The organism is Pantoea sp. S18, assembly GCF_045689705.1.
In the GTDB taxonomy this organism is placed as follows: domain Bacteria; phylum Pseudomonadota; class Gammaproteobacteria; order Enterobacterales; family Enterobacteriaceae; genus Pantoea; species Pantoea symbiotica.
The window spans coordinates 2,969,375-2,990,133 of the sequence record NZ_CP142688.1 but is presented as its reverse complement, the minus strand read 5'-3'; the positions used below and the strand labels follow the sequence as shown (position 1 = coordinate 2,990,133).

Sequence of the window (20,759 nt, the reverse complement as noted above, 5' to 3'; positions counted from 1 at the left end):
AACCGATGTAATCGGCTGCAATAACCCCTGTTTTTTTCTGAACACATCTCTCAGTTAGGTACTCTCACACTCAGTGAGGCATTTTTTCCATGGATTTTGGAGTAGGATGCTTTGGAGGAATATTATTCTATCGCATTGATTACAATGATAAGTTACGAGAGGCCGTAATTATGGAAAAGCGCGTTTCAAAGCTGGAAGCGGATATTCATGAAATGAAAATGGATATCGCGGTGATCAAGTCGAATTACGTCACCAAGAGCGATCTTTATCAGGAGATCGGCAAAGTGCATCAGGATATTGGGAGAATCCACCAGGAATTAAGTAAGCAGACAAAATGGATAGTCGCGGGGATGCTGAGTACTGCGGGCATGACGCTGGCACTGGCTCGTTGGCTGTTTTAAGCGGGAGAACGAGGAGAATCTGGTGTCCCCTGCATGAATCGATCTTGTGAATTAATTGATTGATATAAATATAATAAATCAGTTCTAATTTTAAATTCTATACACCTTGTTATACACGCCTTTCATTCTTACCGTATTTTGCCCTGCCAATCTGCCAATCTGCCAATCTGCCAATCTGCCAATCTGCCAATCTGCCGATCTGCCGATCTGCCAACCCATGAATGATATTTACGTTACTTTACAATTTTTTTGTACGCATTTTGAGTATACATTTGGTTAGCATTAGTTAGTTGCTCACTAACATTCATTAACATTGACCTATATTCAACACTGCTAATATCCAACTTAATTATTTATTGTTGCTTCTAGAGAAATTAGATGGCGTTTACGCATTAAATTTTTTATGCGAGGATTTAATCATCCAATGAAATGCTATTGGACAAGAACGTACTTAACTAGACAACCAATAGGTAATAAGTAATGAATGCTTTTTCGTGTAACTCTTTACACCTACCAGAATGCAGGTTGTTACGCATTCATGATGTTGTTGATATGACAGGAGTGCCACGCACTACTATTTATTTAAAAATGAAGAGTAAAGAATTTCCTCAACAGGTAAATATTGGGAAAAGGTCAGTAGCATGGGTGGAATCTGAAATTTTGGATTGGATAAAATCTAACTTGGAAAAAAGGAATAAATGAAATAATGAACGATGTGCCGTATAGTAAAGATCCTCTCGATTCTAACGTCAGAAACTATCAGTCAGTTGTCTATACGAAAAGTTCAAATGATAATAGCTACGTTTATCGAATTTTTGAGTTGTCACTGTTTTTTAAAAATAAAGATAAGATTGAATTTGTTTTGGATTTAATGGGAGTCGACAATCTAAATATCAAACCAGATTCTGATGAGATTGAGTTATTGGTTCAACGTGGAAACGAATTAATTAGTGATGCTCTCAAATATTATGCGCAAGAGAAGTCGAATTTAGATTTCCAGAAGGCGGCCTTACTTAATATAAACAATGGTGGTGGAGATAGAAAAAGCGGCCTCAGTCTCAAAGAGCAGTATTTCAATCAGAGTATAAAAGTGAGTCAAGCTGAGAGTAGTTTAAAAGACGCTGAATTTAATCTGCTTTGCTGTAAAGGATTACTTGGTAAATTGCGCCCTTTAGTAGAGCATATGTTAAATAAAGACAAGGTGCGATTCTCTGTAGGTATATTGAATAAGGTTCCAAATGAACGACTTCCAAGTTCAACATACAGTGGTGAAAATAGCACAGGATTTATATACATCTACAAATACTCTTGGAGTGTTGTTACAGATATAGTCAATTCAATTGATTCAATCTATCGTGTGTGCACCCCATCTAAGGATGTACAAGTTATGAATTCTGGATGGAAATATAGATATAAATACTGCAAGGAATTCTTTAAAAAAGGTAACTTTGTGCTGAGGCAAGCTACGACCCACTGTGAATATTCTGACGCTATGGCGGCTGTTGAGTTGGCTAAAGAAAATAAACTTTCTCTTCTCGGTAAATAATAAATTTAAACAAAGGTTTCATTATGACTGCATTCATTAAACCGCATGCTGCGGAATTGTTTCATCAAAATTTCGTTAGCAACGCTAAGAAGTTTGGGAATTCATTTCAGATTTCTGAGCCATCTGAAAATCTGTTGAGGGTTGCAATGATGCAATCAAGTTGGATGATGGAGCAAATTACAACTGCTGATGTTGCGCAAGAAAATGGTCAGGCTGTTTCAGTTGGTGATAATTCACTATATACAGGACGGGCCTTAGAGGGGCGTTTCCGCAACCCGACAAAACTTAATGGATCGGTCTATGAGCTTAGCGAAACTGATTCATGTGCATCAATTAACTACGATAAAATGTCATTACTAATTAACTCAGGCAGTGGGACTCAAGACGAATTTAATCAAAAAATGTCGGATTTTTTCTCTCGTGCATTCACTCTAGATATGTTGAAAATTGGCTTTAATGGTCAATATTCCGCCCTTGATACAAAACCAAATGAAAATCCCAAGGGCGAGGATGTAAATAAAGGATGGCACGCAATTGCGCGTGAATTTAATTCCGGATCTCAGGTCATCACTAAACCAGCAACTATTGGAGAAACTGGTGATTTTAAGCATTTGGACGCACTTGCTTCTTTCTTGATTAATGAATTAATTCCAGAAGGTTTCAGAGAAGATCCTCGTCTGGTGGTAATGGTTGGAGCGGAGCTTGCCGCTACTGAGCGATTAAAATTATTCAATGGTGCAGCTTCGCCCTCAGATCGTGCTTCAGCTCAAATGTTGAATAGTTCAGTTGCAGGCCGATTTGCTTTTGTTCCTCCCTTTATGCCGGGACGTCGTCTAGCTGTAACAACGCTTGATAACTTGCATATTTATACGCAAAAAGGCACTCGTGTTTTCAAAGCTGGTTTTAATGAAGATAAGAAGCTCTATGAGCATAGTTATTTACGTCAAGAAGGTTACGCATTAGGTGATGGTTTCATGTACGCCGCAATGGATGAGAATGCATTGAGGTTAAAGGACTCGTAAAATGATAGGTCACTCTGGATTAACATCAGAATGGATATGTGTTTCTTGTGAAGGTAAAACTATTGATGGCCGTACCATTGAACCTGATTGGTTAATCGGTATGGCAAACTCTTATGATCCCAATTTATACACTGCACTAATCTGGGAAGAACATGATCGTAATAAACCTAATTTGGGCGAAGTATTGGCGCTGAAATTTGAGTGCATAGGGAAGGAAGTGCGGCTGTATGCACGCATAAAACCAACTTTAAAGCTAATTGAATATAATCGAAATGGACAAAAGCTATTTTGTTCAGTTGAAGTAGAAGAGGACTTTGTACAGAGTGGGGTTTTCTATCTTGGTGGGCTGGCTGTCACCGATTCGCCAGCAAGTGTTAATACAGACCGTTTAAGATTTAATAACAGAAATCATTTTTCGCGACCTGATTCCAAGCCCGTAATTAGTACGCCTTTAGCACTTGAGAATATTGTATTTAGTAGCCGTTCTGTTAAAGGTTGGGTTTCCGCCATTACTTCTGGTTGAGCACCGCCCGGGTTTATCGGGCATTATAAAATTTAGGTTCTGATTATGCAGATGATAAAAGCTGCGGCTGTATTATCCAGCTGCGGTAAGGATTCTTTTATCCAAAATATGTTGCAAAAGACATTAATCAGCGTTTATAGTCCTCGGGCTATCGCAAAATCGGTAGCCGGGCGTGGAAACCCGTGTAATCTAACGGCGACACTTGACGCGCTATGCGTCTTTTTTTGTGTCTATGTCTTTGCACACCTCACATTTGTGCAGCGGTTTTACTGCCGTTGCTCTAACCGTGTAATGGTGGCCCAGGCGGGGCTGACTTCGGTCAGGCCGGTATCCGTTAGAGCCGGTATTTCCACCCCCGTCTGGGCTACCACCAGTGAGCGTGGAAACTCCGGTGGTAGCGTTAACCGCTATCTAACGGAGGTTGCCATTATGGCTACAGTCCTCACACAAACTCATTCAGAATTTACCTTTCTCTTTCTTGCCGTGCGCCGTGCTGATAGCAGCGCTCGCCCTGAACCAATTCGCGTTAATGCATACAATGAACGAGATGCACGGTTGCAGTTAATCACCGATTTCATCATTTGTTTTGCTGGCCGAATCCCTACCTCGAATTACTTGGAGGCAAGGGCATGAGCAGACCTTATAGAAATAACCAATCTTGTACTCTTACTGAATCTGGCGAGGACAAACTCCTCCGGGTTGCAACTGCAAGCGAGTTTCTTGCTGAGTTACTTTCCACATGTGCTGGCGCTGGTTTCAAAAATATTCCATCAGAAGGCGCTGCCGCAGTTTTTGCATGTTTAGCTGAACAGTTGGATGACGTTATAAGCGAAAGTAGCACAATTATGGGGAATAAAAATGTTAACCAATAATGTCTTACTTTCGCCAGCCTATCGCACAGCAATGTTACGCCGTTATATCGCAGAAGCTTTTATTGCGCTCATGAAGCAGATCAATGGCGCACCTGTTTATGTTGAAAATGGCGAATATGTTGAATTGACCGCTGACAAAGTCGCAATAAATATAATTTTCCATATTGAAGCTCCCTGGATTGAGGAGTTTGGTAAGGATGAAGGTTGTCGATTAGCGAATGAATCTTTGGAACAGATGATATCTGGCGGATTTGCTGGAGAAGTCATACGACTCTCTACTAAAGGCGTAATTGAACTACGCGAGGTTTACCGAGACATCATCTTTGGCGCTCCTGATGGCGAACTGCCGCAGGGATATACGTTTATGTCCCCAGATGGTGGGGAGGACTTCCTGTGAAAATGCAATCTGTATCAGCAATTGCTACCGCAGCTCGAGGCCGCTGGCCGCACATCTTATCCGCTCTGGGAATAAATGTTCCAAATGGGAAGCGGCATGGAGCCTGCCCGGTTTGTGGTGGAAAAGATCGTTTTCGCCTAGATGACAAAGAAGGTCGTGGAACGTGGTTTTGTAACCACTGTGGAAACGGTGACGGGTTGGATCTCGTGCGTCTTGCTACTGGCCATGATACTAAAGCCGTGTCTGCGATGGTAGCCGAAACACTCTCATTACCTGAAGTGAGCAATCAGCCAATAATGCCTGCCAGAAATAAAGCTGTGGACGTCAAAGCAGGCCAGAAACGCTTTACTGAACTTAGCCAGCAAACACAGCAGGGAGAGTGCAGCTATTTAACGGCGCGTGGTCTTCATGGGCATACAGTTTCTTTACTAGATAATCAATTCAGCATGGCGGGTATGTCGTTTGGCGTTGGCTCTATTCTGCTTCCGCTTACGGATATTGCTGGAAACATAACGGGTGGCCAGCTTATCAGCCCTGAAGGTGAAAAATGTCTGTTGCAAGGTAGCCAGCTGTCAGGGGCATTTATCCAGGTTTCTGCTTTGCCAGCGGAACCACTTGAGCAAGTGATCATCACTGAGGGTTTTGCTACGGGGATAACCGTGAGCATGCTGGCTGATGGGCTAATTCTTGCTGCTGTTGCTGCAACAAATTTAGTAAAAGTAGCGGAGCAAATACGCCAGCGCTGGCCAGAGGCTCGGATCATCCTGGCTGGGGATAATGATCTACTTGATGGCAAAGATAACACTGGACGTATTCAGGCCGAGAAAGCCGCGAAAGCTGTTGATGGGTGGGTAACGCTGCCGCCAACTAGGCATAAAGCCGACTGGGACGATTACCGCCGCGAAAATGGGGAACGTCGCGCTCGTGAAGCGTTCATGGAGGAAATGGCGCTGCATGGCAAAGGGCTTACCCGATTGCCGCAAGGGTTCCGGCTGACGAAAGAATATCTTTGGTATGACAAGCAGGTGAATAAGTCTGACGGTGACACAGAGATCCGTAATATCAAGATTTGCAGCCCGCTGCGCGTCACAGCTATCACCAGTGATGCAGACGGCAGTAATTATGGCCGCCTGCTCGAATGGGAGGACACAAACGGTATGAGCCGTAAATGGGCGATGCCGATGGAGCTGCTTGGCGGCAGTGGCGAAGAACTGCGGCGTGTGCTGCTGGTTAACGGGCTTTCTTATATCAATATCAACGGAATGGCGCGCGCGCATTTGATGGAGTACATCTCGCTGTGCAAGCCCGATAGGAAAGTTACCTGTGTGAATAAAACTGGCTGGCATGGTGGCGTGTATGTGCTTCAGGACGAAGTGATCGGGCGCGATGCTCAGTCTGTCATTCTGCAAACCAGCAGCGTACAAGGTCGTGATTTCAGAGTGAGCGGCACCACGGAAGAGTGGCGAGATCAGATTGGGCGTTATTGTATCGGCAATGCTCGAGTGGCGTTCTCTGTCAGTCTGGCTTTTGCATCGCCTCTGCTGCGGCTAGTAGGCATGGGCGGTGGTGGTTATCACCTTAAAGGTGAATCCACTGACGGCAAAACCACGACCATGAAAGTAGCCGCTTCCGTCTGCGGTGGTACGGATTTCTGGCATACGTGGCGATCAACTGGTAATGCGCTGGAAGGTACGGCCAGCCGCCGTAATGACGCTACGCTCATGTTGGATGAAATCCGCGAGGTAGATGGGCGAGAAGCGGGAAATATCGCTTATATGCTGGCTAATGGCCAAGGTAAAGCCAGAGCGAGAACGGACGGTTCGGTACGCGAAACGAACCGCTGGAATCTGCTTTTTCTATCTACTGGGGAGCTTTCACTGGTTGAGCATGCGGCAAACGCTGGAGAGCGCACTTATGCCGGCGTCGAGGTGCGCATGATCCAGATTCCAAGCGATTCCGGTATGCACGGCGTGTTTGAGGAGTTACATGGCTTCAGCGGTGGCAAAGCATTGGCTGAACATCTGGAGCAGTCAGTAACGCAGCATCATGGCGCGCCGTTTCGCGATTGGTTGCATCACATCACGCAGAATTTGCCGGAAGTGACCAGCCAGGCGAAAGCCATGTTAAAAGACTTCACTCGTAGACTGACGCCGCAGGACGCCGGAAATCAGGTTGGACGAGCAGTGACGCGCTTTGCGCTGGTTGCAATGGCCGGGGAGCTGGCAACCCGCGCAGGCATAACTGGATGGGCAGAGGGCGAAGCTTTTAAAGCTGCGGAGCGCTGTCTGGCTTCATGGATGACTGACCGTGGCCATGCAGCGAACCAAGAAGATAAAGCCGCACTGGAGCAGATTTGTGACTTCATGACCCGCAATCAGTTCAGCCGTTTTGCTGATTGGTACGACGAACGGAATCGACCTACGGCCATGATGGGTTTCCGTAAGGTAGATAAGGGTGGCAATGACAGTGAGCCAGTTACCACGTTTTATGTTTTGCCGTCTGGCTGGAAGGAGATCTGCAAAGGTTTTGATGCCCGCAAGGTGGCGCGGTTGTGCGTAGCCGCCGGATGGCTTCAGCCGGGTAATGAAGGGCGCACACAGACAAGCGTTCGCCTGCCAGAAATAGGGGTTAAACGCGTTTATCAGTTCAGCAGTTTGGTATTGGGCAGCGCAGAACCTGCATAAATCGCGTGAGCCTTATTTTTTAAAGGTAACACTGGTAACAGTGGTAACAGCCTGAGTTTATGCGGCCTGCTGCTGTTACCAGTTAAAAATCCTGACTGGCAACACTGGTAACAGAATTGCGCTTGTTACCACTCGTTACCTAAGTAAATACAGCAGTGGTAACAGGTTTTATCTATATAAAACAAAGGTGTTACCAACGTTACCACTGTTACACATCTCAGAGATAGATAGCCGTGCCAAATCCCTTCAATCTGGCGGGCATGTTTTGAAGGAACAACCATGCGAATAATGAAAATGACTTGCCCAGTTTGCCTGGCGGACGCAACGATACGCAAAACCAACAGAAAGCATCCTCAGCTGTCAGATGTTTATTGCCAGTGCACCAATCTGGAATGTGGGCACACCTTTGTAATGAACGTCTCGTTTTCACATACCATTAGTCCCAGTGCGTTAGCTGGAGATGGAAGGGTAAGGGAGCTGCTAAACGCACTTGGTCGGGATGAGCGTAAACAGGTGCTTGAGTTACTTAGAGAGGAAGAGATTAAGAGTTAACTACTATGCCGGGCAGAACGTGAGCGCCCGGCTTACTTTTTGGAGGAAAAAATTTCAGTAGCCATTCTGATAAAGTCATTGAATATCAATATCTTATATTTAAATCATTTTGACTGAGAATTATTTCCTTGGTCACGTAATAATGTAATTACACTAAATATCAGAGAGTTAATCTTATCTCGGGAGACTTGAAGTTGTTGCGAAACTGAAAAAAAGTGAAATTCCTTTCAACGATTTCAGTTAAGGGTATGAGTCGTAAACCCTCTGCTGCTGCGGGCGGAGATAGTGCTTTGAATAAAAGAGTAACTGAAATAATTTCTTGATACGGAAACCGCAGGCGGGTGCGGTGTAGCGCCGTTTTTGTCGGGTATAGATTTAATGACGCTTAAAAAGTTATTTTTACGCAGAGCGAATTGCGCACTATCAACATTAGTAGTTTTTTAAGTAATTTATTGAAGTTGGTAAAATGATATGGTAATTGTCTGAAAAGTACATTTGGAGGGACTCAACGTGCCGTATAAAGCAAATCTGCTTCACAGAAATACTGGTTATTCCAACCAAAAATCACAATGGTCTATTACATTGGTTGATGAAACAAAATGTTATAGCTCAGCAGTTGTCCAAAATTGGAATCATAATAATTGCTACTGGGGCTTGCACATAGTGGCTGGTGCGCATTCTCCGCAGGTATTAGGTAAATCAACACCTCCTTCTTCATGTAACGTACAGGTTGCGAAGTTCGTGGGAAACACTCAAGGAGAGTGGCATGGATATCCTGTTGCACACTGGCTTTCGCCTTACGATAAGCCCGGTGAAAGCGTTTTAAGAGACTGGTTGGCTAAAGGGATTATCAATAATAGCGTATTCTCAAGAATTCATAGGGGTAAGAAATGCGTCCTGTAACTCTGAGAGTAGATGGGTTTTTTTGGGATTCACATATTTATTCCAATAATTTAACTCTATTTGATTTTGATGGCGGCATTCACAATATACATTGGGATGGAGCTATAGATTCAATTGCTGCTAATAACCATGCAGTACAGACTGCCTTCAGGGTATCATTCTCTGATGGAGATTTATTTTATAACCCTAAGGTCAGGAAGATTTTGAAAGATCCTGACATTTCACCAATAATAAAAAATCAGCTTCACACTTTATCAAGTCTAGATATAACTGTTTCGTTAAATAAGTGGAAGCCATTCTTAGTGAGCTCTGATTCTCCATTTGATTTTTTACCTACCGACACTGAGTTTTATTATAATAATATTTTTGCTGGGAGTGACGAAGGTTTGTTCTCAGCCGCAAATTCGTTAAGTTCAAAAAGAACTAAGAAACATTTTGACGGTAATGTATTAAAAATAAATGCGTCTGATCGGCATACGGCATTAGCGGTTGCTGCTGGAAGTGATGGGTTGTTTGAATTCGCGTATAAAGATGAACCAACAACTCTTTTAGGAAAGGAACATTTGCTAAATCGAACACCATGTTCCGCATGCGAATGGGCTTTTCAAAGTGTAATTGGATGGTCGAATGAGGATGCATTTCTTGCATCATTTCGCGAAGAAAAAAGTAAAGATTCAAATAAAAGAAATAGGTCTTTTGACAGGGTTGTAGAAAGTAAAGATATATTCCTCCCTTATAGTAATAATGATTCAGGATATATTTGGGGCAGCAGGGAGAAACTTTATCGTATTAAAGATGGAGGTATCGATGTTAAACACTACTCCCCTAAAATAAACAAGAAGAGTAAATACAAGGAAGAATTTTCATTTGATGGTGAAATTAACCTCCCATCGATAACTCCGTCTAGTGTTGTTGCAACTGGAACAGCACCATTTGGAACCGTTATTGAGACAGACGGTTCTTTAATCGTTCTTCGTAGTGATGGCGGGCATGAAGTATACGAAGGAGATATCGTACATTGGAGAATATTTCCAAGATCTGAGCATTATAATAATCAGCTTCATATAATTTTCGAAGATTATTTGCTTATAGTATCGTTTGTCCATGATTATTTTGTTGACCAAGAGTCAAAGCTTTCTGGTTTTTCAAGGAATGTAAAAAGTTCCGATAGCCTTTTATGAAACACTTGTAATGAGTAATGAGTAGTAATTCATCATTTTTTTTCTTCCAGCAAGATATTGCGCATGATTGTAAGTCCCTCTAATCGAGTTCTTATCAACATGCGCAAGCTGCATCTCAATCCATGCACTTTCAAATCCATGCTCATGCAGTATCGTACTCATCATATGACGGAAACCATGCCCTGTTAATCGCCCATGATAGCCGAGCATCTTTATCACTTTATTTATGCTGGCATCGCTCATTGGCTTTCTAACATCGTTCCGTCCAGGAAACACCAGTTGATATTTGCCTGATATTACCTTCAATTTTTTCAAAATCTCAACTGCTTGAGACGATAGCGGCACTAAATGAGAGCGGCGCTTTTTCATTCGTTCTTTTGGGATTTCCCATAGAGCGTTATCCAAATCAAACTCACACCATGAAGCCTCTCGGAGTTCAACGGTGCGGACACCGGTAAGCATGAGGAGCTGAGTGGCGTATTTAGTCAGTAAGCTGCCCTGATAACCTTCAAGCGCTTTAACAAATGCTGGAATATCTTTCTCTGTAAGGAACGGAAAGTGGTTCTGTTTTGGCTTGTTTAAGGCGATGGCCAAATCGGGAGCAAAATTGTATTTTGCTCTGCCAGTTACCACAGCATAACGGAGGACTTCACCGCAGCGGCGGCGGATCTTGCTTGCCTGTTCAAGTGCGCCACGCTTCTCTATTTTTTGCAGCACGGCCAATAGTTCTAGCGGCTCTATTAGCTCAATGGGCCTATGGCCAACGTAAGGAAAAATATCGCGCTCAAGGCAGCCTAAAACTTCTTTAGCATAGCCATCCGTCCAAGTTGACTTCTTACCGCTGTGCCATTCTCTGGCAACGGCTTCAAAGCTATTCTCATGCGAGAAACGCAGCGCTATTTTATCGGCTTTACGTGCGTCGCTGGGATTGATCCCCTTAGCTAGCATCGCACGCGCCTCCTCACGTTTGCGGCGTGCCTCGGCAAGCGAAACTTCCCCGTAAACGCCAAAAGAGATCATTTTGGGCTTGCCTACAAAGCGGTAACGGAAGCGCCAGCCCTTAGCACCATTGATATCAACCAACAGCGATAGCCCTGCGCCATCGTTTAGCGTATAGGGCTTGTCTTGCGCTTTGGCACGTTTAATTTGAATATCAGATAGCAGCATGTGTATAGAAATAAGATCGAACTGAGTTATACGCAATTTTATACACATCCGTGTATAGATTCCATTGAACTTTATTGGACAGTTATGGACGTGATGTGTGGTGCATGGCTATGTTTTAGAAGGGATTTTAGACATTATGAGACAAGCTGAGACTTGAAAAAATTGTCCCCTGCAGGAATCGAACCTGCAACTAGCCCTTAGGAGGGGCTCGTTATATCCATTTAACTAAGGAGACGCCGGGCGCGCAGTATAGCGCACCGCGAACCTGATTTTAACTATGCAGCGGTTGTTTGCTCAATCTATCAGCAATTTAAGACCAGGCTTACGCCTGTTTTTGCTTCTCTTTCCGCTTCTGGTCCGCACGCGCTTTGGCTTTCGCCGCTTCACTCATATCGTTACGAATCTGCGCATGGCTGATCAATGCAAATATCAGTGTGCCGCCCGTAATGTTGCCAAGCAGCGTAGGCAAGGCAAATGGCCAGAAGAATTCGTACCACGGCAGCGTGCCCGCAAACACCAAATACAGCACCTCGACCGAACCGACCACGATATGCGCTAAATCCCCTAACGCCACCAGCCAGGTCATCATGACGATCACCACAATTTTCGCGGCGCCCGCATACGGGAACATCCACACCATGGTGGCGATAATCCAGCCGGAGATCACCGCATTGGCGAACATTTCGCTGGGTGAATTGACCATCACTTTTTCACTGATGGCGGTAAACGCCTGACGCGTCGCATCGTCGAATATCGGCATATGATTAAAAGCTAGCGCGCCCAATGCGGTGCCAATCAGATTGCCGAGCAGCACCACGCACCAGAGACGCAACAGCAGCGCAAAGTTGCTGCCGGTCGGTTTGTGCATCACCGGCAAAACGGCGGTAACGGTGTTCTCGGTGAACAGTTGCTGGCGCGCCATAATCACAATGACAAAGCCAAAGGTATAACCCAGATTTTCCAGTAAAAATGCGCCGGGCACGCCTTTGAGGTGGACCTGAAAAATGCCTTTCGCCATCAGCGAAGCGCTCATCGACAATCCCGCCGCTACCGCCGACCAAAGCAGCGCCATACCGTCGCGCTCAAGCTCTTTTTCACCATCCTGACGTATCTCCTCATGAATTGCCGCAGCCTGCGAGGGCAGGGCATCTTCATCGACTTCAATCTCCTTACCTTGTTCCTTCTCATCACTCTCTACATCGTTGTCACTCTTTGAAATCGATGGTGATTGTTTCATGTTTCCCTCGGGTGATAATGCCATTGCGTAATAAGCGTAGCTGGTTTTGGCAAGGTCAATTTGTTACGAAGATTCAATTTAAGAGTAACGAAATTTTAACTGAGTTGGTTTTTTGAACGATTTCTTGATCTGATGCGCACGAATACCCCATTTGGGGTAAGTGGGAGCCAGCTCACAGACTTCGGCCCACAGATTCAATGTGGTATTATCGCCGCCTCATTCATTGCCGTGATTCTCCCTTCTATGCTCGAAGTCATTAATCTCTCATGCGTTCGTGATGAGCGAACCTTGTTTCATGGGTTGAGCTTCCGTGTGCAACCGGGTGACATTGTGCAAATTGAAGGGCCAAACGGAGCCGGGAAAACCTCGCTGCTGCGCCTGCTGGCGGGATTAAGCCGGGCGGAAGAGGGCGACGTGATGTGGCAGTCACAGCCGATTCGTCAGCAGCGCGAAATATGGCAACAAAATCTGCTCTATCTCGGCCATCACCCCGGCGTGAAATCGGTACTCTCACCGCTGGAGAACCTGCATTTCTGGCACGGCAGCAGCAATGAAGATGCGATTTTTAATGCACTTGAGCAGGTCGATCTGCTGGGTTTTGAAGAGGTGCCGGTGGCGCAACTCTCAGCCGGACAGCAGCGGCGCGTGGCATTAGCCCGCCTGTGGCTCAGCCCGGCGTCGGTATGGATCCTCGATGAGCCCTTAACCGCCATCGATAAAGGCGGCGTAGAAAAATTAATGGCGCGATTCGCCACCCATGCCGATAACGGCGGAGCGGTGATTCTGACCACGCATCAGGATCTGCCCGATAACAGCGCGCGCGTGCGTAAAATTCGTCTTACTTCGGAGTGGGCTTGATGTTAGGCCGGGTCATTCAGCGCGAATTAAAAATCGCCTTTCGCAGCGGCGCGGAAGTGATCAATCCGCTGTGGTTTTTCCTGATTGTTATCACGCTGTTTCCGTTAGGTATCGGACCAGAGCCGCAGCAGCTGGCGCGCATTGCGCCGGGCGTGGCGTGGGTTGCCGCGTTACTGGCCTCATTGCTGGCGCTGGAACGGCTGTTTCGTGACGATTTTCTTGATGGTTCGCTCGAGCAACTACTTCTGTTGCCAACGCCGCTACCGGTCACCGTGCTGGGCAAAGTGATTGCTCACTGGCTGATTACCGGGCTACCGCTGATTTTACTGTCGCCGCTGGCGGCTTTATTGCTGTCGCTGGATTTTGCCGGCTGGCGCGCGATGGCATTAACGCTGCTACTTGGCACGCCAACGCTGAGCTTTCTCGGCGCGATTGGTACCGGTTTAACCGTTGGGCTGCGGCGCGGCGGCGTATTACTGAGTTTGCTGGTATTGCCGTTGTCGATACCGGTTTTGATATTCGCCAGCGCGGCGATTGATGCCGCCGGGATGGGATTGCCGATCGGTGGTTATCTGGCGATTCTTGGCGCGATGTTGGCCGTCAGCGCTACATTGTCGCCGTTTGCGACAGCAGCGGCCTTACGTATCAGTCTGCATTAATTCGTGTCGCCTCAGAGCGGCCGAAACCTGAATTCTCTTTATTGTGAGCTATGCAAAATGTGGAAATGGTTACACCAGTGGGCAAAGCCTGAGCGGCTTTACCAGCTATGCGGTCGCTTAATTCCGTGGTTCGCGGTGCTGGGTGTTGGCACGCTGTTACTCGGTTGGGTTTGGGGCTTCGGCTTTGCACCGGCGGATTATCAGCAGGGCAACAGCTTCCGGATTATGTACATTCACGTGCCTGCGGCGATGTGGTCGATGGGCGTGTACGCGTCAATGGCTATCGCGGCGTTTATCGGCCTGGTGTGGCAGATGAAGATGGCCGATCTGGTCTCAGCGGCGATGGCGCCGATTGGCGCGGTGTTCACCTTTATCGCGCTGATCACCGGTTCTGCCTGGGGTAAACCAATGTGGGGAACCTGGTGGATCTGGGATGCCCGCCTGACATCCGAGCTGGTGCTGCTGTTCCTCTATATGGGCGTAATTGCGCTCTATCACTCCTTCGAAGACCGCCGCACTGCCGGGCGCGCCGCCGGCATTTTGATTCTGGTTGGCGTGGTTAATCTGCCGATCATTCACTTCTCGGTACAGTGGTGGAACACGCTGCATCAGGGCTCATCCGGTATTCTGCAGCAGGCCATCGATCCGAGCATGCGCACACCGCTGCGCTGGTCCATTCTCGGCTATCTGCTGGTGTTTGGTGCACTGACCTTAATGCGCCTGCGTAACCTGATTTTGTTTACTGAGCGTCATCGTCCGTGGGCGATTGATGTGGCGCAGCGAGGAAGCAAATCATGACGCCAGCCTTTGCATCGTGGAGCGATTTCTTCGCCATGGGCGGCTATGCCTTTTACGTCTGGCTCGCCGTAATCCTCACCTTGATCCCATTATTCGGCCTGGTGCTGCACACCGTGCTGTTCCGCCGCCGTCTGCTGGCGGAAATTCGTCAGCGTCAGTCCAGGGAGCGCCGCATTCGCGCGGCTAAATCGAAAAAAGCTGCCAGTGAAGCAGCGGGAGAATCCGTGTGAATATCCGTCGTCGTAATCGCCTGACTGTGGCGATCGCGGTGTTGATCGGGCTTGGCCTGGCGACCGCGCTGGTGATGTACGCGCTGCGTTCCAACATCGACCTGTTTTATACCCCGAGTGAAATTATCAACGGCAAAGGCGAAGATCATCAGAAGCCTGAGCCGGGCCAGCGCTTGCGCATTGGCGGCATGGTGATGCCGGGCAGCGTCAAGCGCGATCCGAAAACCCTCGCGGTCTCTTTCAAACTGTATGACGCCAACGGCGTGGTCAGTGTTACTTATGAAGGCATTCTGCCGGACCTGTTCCGTGAAGGGCAGGGCGTGGTGGCGCAAGGTGTGCTCGAAGAGGGCAATCTGGTGAACGCCAAAGAAGTGCTGGCGAAACACGATGAAAAATACACGCCACCTGAAATTGAAGATGCCATGAAGAAGAATCACACGGGACCTGCGGCAGCCTATCAGCAGTCAGGTGCGCAATCATGATGCCGGAAATTGGTAGCTTTCTGCTGTGTCTGGCGCTGGGTTTAGCGCTGCTGTTGAGTGTCTATCCGCTGTGGGGCGCTGCGCGTCAGGATGCGCGTTTGATGGCGATGGCGCGCCCGTTAACCTGGGGCATGTTTATTTGTGTCGCCGCCTCCTTTGCCGTGTTGGTGCACGCCTTTGTGGTGAATGATTTCACCGTTGGCTATGTCGCCACCAACTCCAACACCTTGTTGCCGGTTTACTATCGCATTGCCGCAACCTGGGGCGCGCACGAAGGTTCACTGCTGCTGTGGGTGCTGCTGCTCAGCACCTGGACGTTAGCGGTAGCGATCTTCAGTCGCGGTATGCCGCAGGATGCGCTGGCGCGCGTGCTGGCGGTGATGGGCATGATTAACCTTGGCTTCCTGCTGTTTATCATTCTCACCTCGAATCCGTTTACCCGCACCTTGCCAAACTTCCCGATTGACGGGCGCGACCTCAACCCGATGCTGCAGGATATAGGTCTGATCTTCCATCCGCCGCTGCTGTACATGGGCTATGTTGGCTTCTCGGTGGCCTTTGCGTTTGCCATTGCCTCGCTGATGGCCGGACGTCTGGATACCGCATGGGCGCGCTGGTCACGTCCGTGGACCACCGCCGCGTGGGTGTTCCTGACTATCGGAATTGTGCTCGGTTCGGCCTGGGCCTATTACGAACTCGGCTGGGGCGGCTGGTGGTTCTGGGATCCGGTCGAAAACGCCTCCTTTATGCCGTGGCTGGCCGGTACAGCGCTGATGCACTCGCTGGCGGTAACGGAAAAACGCGGTAGCTTCAAATCGTGGACGGTATTACTGGCGATTACCGCGTTCTCGTTAAGCCTGCTTGGCACTTTCCTCGTGCGCTCCGGCGTGCTGGTTTCCGTGCACTCGTTCGCCTCCGATCCGGCGCGCGGCATGTTTATTCTCGCCTTCCTGGTGATCGTGATTGGTAGCTCGCTGCTGCTGTACGCGCTGAAAGGCGGTCAGGTGCGCAGCCGTGTGCAGAGTGAAGCCTGGTCACGCGAATCCTTCCTGCTGGGTAACAACGTGCTGCTGATCGCCGCGATGCTGGTGGTGTTACTCGGCACGCTGCTGCCGCTGGTGCATAAACAGCTGGGTCTCGGCAGCATCTCGGTGGGCGAGCCGTTCTTTAACACCATGTTTACCTGGCTGATGGCACCGTTTGCGCTGATGCTCGGTATCGGTCCGCTGGTGCGCTGGCGTCGTGACCAGCCGCAGAAACTGTGGAAACGCCTTGGCGTTGGCCTGTTGGTGACGCTGATTCTGTCGATCGCGCTGCCGTGGCTGCTGCAGGATCGTATTGAGGCGATGACGGTTATCGGCCTGCTGATGTCGATCTGGGTGATCATGCTGACGTTGTTGGAACTGCACGAGCGCGCCACCCATCGCCACTCCTTCTTCAAAGGTTTGCGTCATCTGTCGCGCAGCCATTGGGGCATGGTGCTGGGGCATTTAGGCGTGGCGGTGACCGTGGTCGGTATCGCCTTTAGCACCCAATACAGCGTTGAGCGTGATGTACGCATGAAGGCGGGCGATACCGTCGATATCCACAATTACCACTTTACCTTCCACGGCGTGCGCAATCTGCAAGGGCCGAACTACAGCGGCGGCGTGGCGGTGATTGAAGTGACGCGCAATGGCAAGCTGGAAGCGGTGATGCAGGCGGAAAAACGCTTCTATGCAGCCGCGCGCACCATGATGACCGAAGCGGCGATCAGCGGCGGTTTCACCCGCGATCTCTATGCGGCGCTGGGCGAAGAGCTGGATGACGGTTCATGGGCAGTGCGGATTTACTACAAACCGTTTGTGCGCTGGATCTGGTACGGCGGCGTGTTTATGGCGGTGGGCGGCTTGTTCTGCCTGTTCGATCCGCGCTATCGCTCACGTAAAAAAGAGCAGCGCGAGGAGCTGGCATGAACAAAAAAATCCTGTTTATTCCGTTAGTTCTATTCCTGCTGCTGGCTGCGGCGCTGCTGTGGCAGCTGTCGCGCAACGCCAACGGCGATGATCCCACGCGTCTTGAATCGGCGCTGATCGGCAAGCCGGTTCCATTATTCAAACTGGAAGCGCTGGATCAGCCCGGTAAAATCTACGATCAGCAGGTGCTAACCGACGGCAAGCCGATTCTGCTCAACGTCTGGGCGACCTGGTGCCCAACCTGCCGCGCTGAGCATCAATACCTCAATACGCTGGCGGAAAAAGGCATTCGCGTGGTTGGCCTCAATTATAAGGACGATCGCACCAAAGCGGTGACCTGGCTGAACACGCTGGGTAATCCGTATGCGCTTAGCCTGTATGACGGCAACGGGATGCTCGGTCTGGATCTTGGCGTGTACGGCGCGCCGGAAACCTTCCTGATCGACGGTAAAGGGATCATTCGTTATCGCCATGCGGGCGACATGAACGATCGCGTCTGGCTCGAAGAAGTTAAACCGCTGTGGGACAAATACAGCAAGGAGGCGGGCGTATGAAACGGCTGCTTCTACTGTTAGCGGGAATACTGCTCAGCACCAGCCTGTGGGCGGCGATTGATACTTATCAGTTCGATTCGGTGCAGCAGGAAGAGCAATACCGCGAGCTCACTGCATCGTTGCGTTGCCCGAAATGCCAGAACAACAGCATTGCCGATTCCAATGCGATGATCGCGGCGGATATGCGGCTCAAAGTCTACGAGTTGATGAAGCAGGGCGAAAGCCGCCAGCAGATCATTGATTACATGGTGGCGCGTTACGGTAATTTCGTGACGTATGAGCCGCCGGTAACACCTTCCACGCTGATTTTGTGGGTGGGTCCAGCGCTGTTTGTGGTGCTGGGCGCGCTGATCATTATTCTGCGTAATCGCCGCGGCAGAGCGCGTAGCGAACTCGACGACAGTGAACAACAGCGCCTTGCGGCGTTACTTAAGCGTGACGGGAAGCCGTAATGACTGGATTCTGGATTACCCTGATTATTTTACTGCTGGCGGCTATCGCGCTGTTTCTGCGTGCCGGCTGGCGTCAGCGCGAGGCGAGCAGTGGCGATCGCGATCGTCTCAACACCGATTTTTATCAGCAGCGTCTGCGCGAGCTGGAGCGTGATGAAGAAGAGGGCGTGGTGGCTGAGCGCCCGGAAATGGTGCGCGAGCTGCAACAAACGCTGTTAACCGATGTGCCGCAGCAGGATGCCGCAACCATTCATCGTAGTAGCCGCTGGGTATTGCTGCCCGGCGTGATTGTGCTGTTGGTGGTGTCGGTTGGCATGTATCTGAAAACCGGCGGACTTGCGCAGCAAACCGCGTTTGTTAGCGTGCAACAAGAGTATCCTGCCTTGCGTGCGCGCGTGATGGATCCCAAAGCGCAGCCGCTGACTATGGAAGAGCTGGCGCGTCTGCAGCTGGGTCTGCGCAGTTCGCTGCAAAATGACTCTTCAAACCTTAACGATTGGGCGATGCTGGGCCGCCTTGGCATGGTGCTGAATAACGCCACCGATGCCAGCCAGGCATTTGAACATGCGCTGCAGCTGGCGCCAGACAATATCGAACTGCAGCAGGATTACGCCGAAGTGCTGACGCGCTCCAGCGATCCGCAGGATAACCGTCAGGCCAACGTATTGTTGAAAGAACTGCTGAAACGCGATCACAGCGATGTGCGCACGCTGAGTCTGCTGGCGTTTAACGCCTTTGAACAGCAGCAGTACAACGAGGCGATTGGTGCGTGGCAGGTGATGCTGAAACTGTTACCGGCAGGCGATCGCCGCATCACCATGATCGAGCGCAGCATTGAACAAGCGAAAACTGACGCGGGACAGCAAAATAGCAATCTGGCATTGACGGTGAGTTTGACGCCGCAGGCAGAAAAAATGTTACCGCAAGGCGGAGTGTTGTATATTTCTGTGTCTGACGGTGTTTCACCGGTGCCTGTGGCTGTGAAGCGTTTACCGCTGAGCCACTTCCCGTTATCGCTCACGCTGGATGACAGCAATGCCATGATGCCCGATCGCCTGCTATCGGCGCAGCATCAGGTGCAAGTCAGGGTGCGTATTTCGCGCGACGGCAGTGCCAATCCGCAGTCTGGCGACTGGTTTGGATTGAGCGCGGTCACACCCTGGAATGGTCATCAGCAACTGGCTGTGGAAATTAATCAACAGCAGCCCTGAAGCGATACCTTACTGATCCGCACAGGGAGAGAAGAATGAATAACCGCCTGACCGGTTTGGCGTTAGCCAGCTTACTGCTGGTGGGTTGTGCCAGCTCAAAACCGGCTGACAATACGGAACCTGCGCAGCGCAGCGATCCGTTGGAAGGCTTTAACCGCACGATGTTTAACTTTAACTACAACGTGCTGGATCCGTATGTTCTGCGCCCGGTGGCGGTAGCGTGGCGCGATTATGTGCCGGTGCCAGCACGTAGCGGCATAAGTAATGTATTAGCTAACGTTGAAGAGCCTGCCAGCATGGTCAACGCCATTCTGGTTGGTGAGCCGCGCCAGGCAGGTATCCACTTTACCCGCTTCTTCCTGAACACCGTGTTAGGGCTGGGTGGCTTTATCGACGTGGCAGGCAAAGCCAATCCGGAGCTGGCGCGTGAAGTGCCGCATCGCTTTGGTAGCACGCTGGGACGTTATGGCGTCGGTTATGGTCCGTACGTTGAATTGCCGGCCTACGGCAGCTTCACCATCCGTGAAGATGGCGGTGACTTCGTTGATACGCTCTATCCGGTATTAAGCTGGTTGAGCTGGCCGATCTCGGTGGGCAAATGGACGCTGGAAGGGATTGAAACCCGTGCGCAGTTGCTGGATTCGGACGCCATTTTGCGTCAGCAGCAAGATCCATATGCCTTCATTCGTAATGCCTACTTCCAGCGACATGACTTTATCGCCAACGGCGGCAAGCTGAAGCCGGAAGATAATCCGAACGCCAGTGCGATTCAGGATGATCTGAAAGATATCGATTCGCAGTAAAGCAGCACTTTTAACAGCGAATAAGACAGGATGGCGTATGTATGCAGGTGCGCATGAATGCGCACCCTACGAAAACCCCCGCCAAATCACCGTAGGGTCGCCATTCATGGCGACCGATTCACGCTTAACTGCCAGCATTAACCCATTAGGTCGCCATTCTTTTCCTGGATTTTACTTAAGTTAAATTTTCATCATCATAGTTAGATCCACTTCACGTTAAATTTTGCTATTAATCTTATGTAGGGATTAATTCCGCATTATCTTCACAATTC

General features: G+C 49.1%; 23 protein-coding genes and 1 tRNA gene. 21 read left to right on the top strand and 3 right to left on the bottom strand.

What is annotated here, in order from left to right:
* The first annotated feature begins 89 nt into the window (after positions 1–89).
* The 11 genes from VIJ98_RS13770 to VIJ98_RS13720 all read left to right on the top strand — a co-directional run bounded on the left by VIJ98_RS13770 (position 90) and on the right by VIJ98_RS13720 (position 10,081).
* A complete protein-coding gene (locus tag VIJ98_RS13770; protein WP_407330284.1) occupies positions 90–401 on the top strand; it encodes a hypothetical protein in 312 nt (103 codons plus the stop codon).
* A 480-nt stretch (positions 402–881) separates the two neighbouring features.
* Complete coding sequence (locus tag VIJ98_RS13765) at positions 882–1,103, top strand: AlpA family transcriptional regulator (RefSeq protein ID WP_323274493.1); 222 nt, start codon at positions 882–884, stop codon at positions 1,101–1,103.
* A 4-nt stretch (positions 1,104–1,107) separates the two neighbouring features.
* Positions 1,108–1,947, top strand: a complete 840-nt coding sequence (locus VIJ98_RS13760; RefSeq protein ID WP_323274491.1) for a hypothetical protein — start codon at positions 1,108–1,110, stop codon at positions 1,945–1,947.
* 23 nt (positions 1,948–1,970) lie between these two features.
* Positions 1,971–2,969, top strand: coding sequence for a phage major capsid protein, P2 family (locus VIJ98_RS13755; protein WP_323274489.1), 999 nt, complete (start codon positions 1,971–1,973; stop codon positions 2,967–2,969).
* Between the two features lies 1 nt (position 2,970).
* Complete coding sequence (locus VIJ98_RS13750; protein WP_323274487.1) at positions 2,971–3,492, top strand: GPO family capsid scaffolding protein; 522 nt, start codon at positions 2,971–2,973, stop codon at positions 3,490–3,492.
* A gap of 45 nt (positions 3,493–3,537) precedes the next feature.
* Positions 3,538–4,125: a host cell division inhibitor Icd-like protein gene (locus tag VIJ98_RS13745; protein ID WP_407330283.1), complete on the top strand. Its 588-nt coding sequence runs from the start codon at positions 3,538–3,540 to the stop codon at positions 4,123–4,125.
* The gene (locus VIJ98_RS13740) at positions 4,122–4,364 is read left to right on the top strand and encodes a hypothetical protein (RefSeq protein WP_323274485.1); all 243 of its coding nucleotides are present in this window, start codon (positions 4,122–4,124) and stop codon (positions 4,362–4,364) included. Before VIJ98_RS13745 ends, VIJ98_RS13740 begins: the two co-directional genes overlap by 4 nt.
* On the top strand, positions 4,351–4,761 hold the full coding sequence (locus VIJ98_RS13735; RefSeq protein ID WP_323274484.1) for a hypothetical protein: 411 nt from the start codon (positions 4,351–4,353) through the stop codon (positions 4,759–4,761). Before VIJ98_RS13740 ends, VIJ98_RS13735 begins: the two co-directional genes overlap by 14 nt.
* Positions 4,758–7,445: a DUF927 domain-containing protein gene (locus VIJ98_RS13730; RefSeq protein WP_323274482.1), complete on the top strand. Its 2,688-nt coding sequence runs from the start codon at positions 4,758–4,760 to the stop codon at positions 7,443–7,445. Before VIJ98_RS13735 ends, VIJ98_RS13730 begins: the two co-directional genes overlap by 4 nt.
* A 279-nt stretch (positions 7,446–7,724) precedes the next feature.
* Positions 7,725–7,997: an ogr/Delta-like zinc finger family protein gene (locus VIJ98_RS13725; protein WP_154190382.1), complete on the top strand. Its 273-nt coding sequence runs from the start codon at positions 7,725–7,727 to the stop codon at positions 7,995–7,997.
* An 890-nt stretch (positions 7,998–8,887) separates the two neighbouring features.
* Positions 8,888–10,081 carry a hypothetical protein gene (locus VIJ98_RS13720; protein WP_323274480.1) on the top strand — a complete coding sequence of 398 codons (1,194 nt, stop codon included), beginning with the start codon at positions 8,888–8,890 and terminating at the stop codon, positions 10,079–10,081.
* Here VIJ98_RS13720 and VIJ98_RS13715 read toward each other — a convergent pair.
* From VIJ98_RS13715 to VIJ98_RS13705, 3 genes are all read right to left on the bottom strand, one after another.
* Entirely contained in the window at positions 10,076–11,248 is a 1,173-nt protein-coding gene (locus tag VIJ98_RS13715; RefSeq protein WP_323275843.1) for a phage integrase central domain-containing protein, read from the bottom strand. The two genes, VIJ98_RS13720 and VIJ98_RS13715, sit on opposite strands and share 6 nt — an antisense overlap.
* A gap of 163 nt (positions 11,249–11,411) precedes the next feature.
* Positions 11,412–11,483 (bottom strand) — tRNA-Arg (locus tag VIJ98_RS13710).
* An 87-nt stretch (positions 11,484–11,570) separates the two neighbouring features.
* Positions 11,571–12,485 (bottom strand): formate/nitrite transporter family protein, encoded by a 915-nt coding sequence (locus tag VIJ98_RS13705; RefSeq protein WP_154155786.1) that lies wholly within the window; start codon positions 12,483–12,485, stop codon positions 11,571–11,573.
* A gap of 243 nt (positions 12,486–12,728) precedes the next feature.
* Between VIJ98_RS13705 and ccmA the strand changes: the two genes are divergently transcribed.
* The 10 genes from ccmA to mlaA are packed head-to-tail and all read left to right on the top strand — an operon-like array spanning position 12,729 to position 20,487.
* Positions 12,729–13,343, top strand: a complete 615-nt coding sequence (gene ccmA, locus VIJ98_RS13700; RefSeq protein WP_154155788.1) for a cytochrome c biogenesis heme-transporting ATPase CcmA — start codon at positions 12,729–12,731, stop codon at positions 13,341–13,343.
* A complete protein-coding gene (gene ccmB, locus VIJ98_RS13695; protein WP_008101298.1) occupies positions 13,343–14,002 on the top strand; it encodes a heme exporter protein CcmB in 660 nt (219 codons plus the stop codon). The genes ccmA and ccmB overlap by 1 nt, the downstream gene beginning before the upstream one ends.
* A gap of 57 nt (positions 14,003–14,059) precedes the next feature.
* The gene (locus VIJ98_RS13690) at positions 14,060–14,800 is read left to right on the top strand and encodes a heme ABC transporter permease (RefSeq protein WP_008101296.1); all 741 of its coding nucleotides are present in this window, start codon (positions 14,060–14,062) and stop codon (positions 14,798–14,800) included.
* The gene (gene ccmD, locus VIJ98_RS13685) at positions 14,797–15,030 is read left to right on the top strand and encodes a heme exporter protein CcmD (RefSeq protein WP_008101295.1); all 234 of its coding nucleotides are present in this window, start codon (positions 14,797–14,799) and stop codon (positions 15,028–15,030) included. The genes VIJ98_RS13690 and ccmD overlap by 4 nt, the downstream gene beginning before the upstream one ends.
* Positions 15,027–15,512 carry a cytochrome c maturation protein CcmE gene (ccmE, locus tag VIJ98_RS13680; protein ID WP_323274477.1) on the top strand — a complete coding sequence of 162 codons (486 nt, stop codon included), beginning with the start codon at positions 15,027–15,029 and terminating at the stop codon, positions 15,510–15,512. The genes ccmD and ccmE overlap by 4 nt, the downstream gene beginning before the upstream one ends.
* Positions 15,509–17,467 (top strand): heme lyase CcmF/NrfE family subunit, encoded by a 1,959-nt coding sequence (locus tag VIJ98_RS13675; protein WP_154155790.1) that lies wholly within the window; start codon positions 15,509–15,511, stop codon positions 17,465–17,467. Before ccmE ends, VIJ98_RS13675 begins: the two co-directional genes overlap by 4 nt.
* Positions 17,464–18,021 carry a DsbE family thiol:disulfide interchange protein gene (locus VIJ98_RS13670; RefSeq protein ID WP_008101288.1) on the top strand — a complete coding sequence of 186 codons (558 nt, stop codon included), beginning with the start codon at positions 17,464–17,466 and terminating at the stop codon, positions 18,019–18,021. Before VIJ98_RS13675 ends, VIJ98_RS13670 begins: the two co-directional genes overlap by 4 nt.
* The gene (locus VIJ98_RS13665; RefSeq protein WP_154155792.1) at positions 18,018–18,473 is read left to right on the top strand and encodes a cytochrome c-type biogenesis protein; all 456 of its coding nucleotides are present in this window, start codon (positions 18,018–18,020) and stop codon (positions 18,471–18,473) included. Before VIJ98_RS13670 ends, VIJ98_RS13665 begins: the two co-directional genes overlap by 4 nt.
* Positions 18,473–19,684: a c-type cytochrome biogenesis protein CcmI gene (gene ccmI / locus VIJ98_RS13660; protein WP_258143688.1), complete on the top strand. Its 1,212-nt coding sequence runs from the start codon at positions 18,473–18,475 to the stop codon at positions 19,682–19,684. Before VIJ98_RS13665 ends, ccmI begins: the two co-directional genes overlap by 1 nt.
* A 35-nt stretch (positions 19,685–19,719) precedes the next feature.
* The gene (gene mlaA, locus VIJ98_RS13655; RefSeq protein WP_061717873.1) at positions 19,720–20,487 is read left to right on the top strand and encodes a phospholipid-binding lipoprotein MlaA; all 768 of its coding nucleotides are present in this window, start codon (positions 19,720–19,722) and stop codon (positions 20,485–20,487) included.
* Positions 20,488–20,759: the final 272 nt, after the last annotated feature.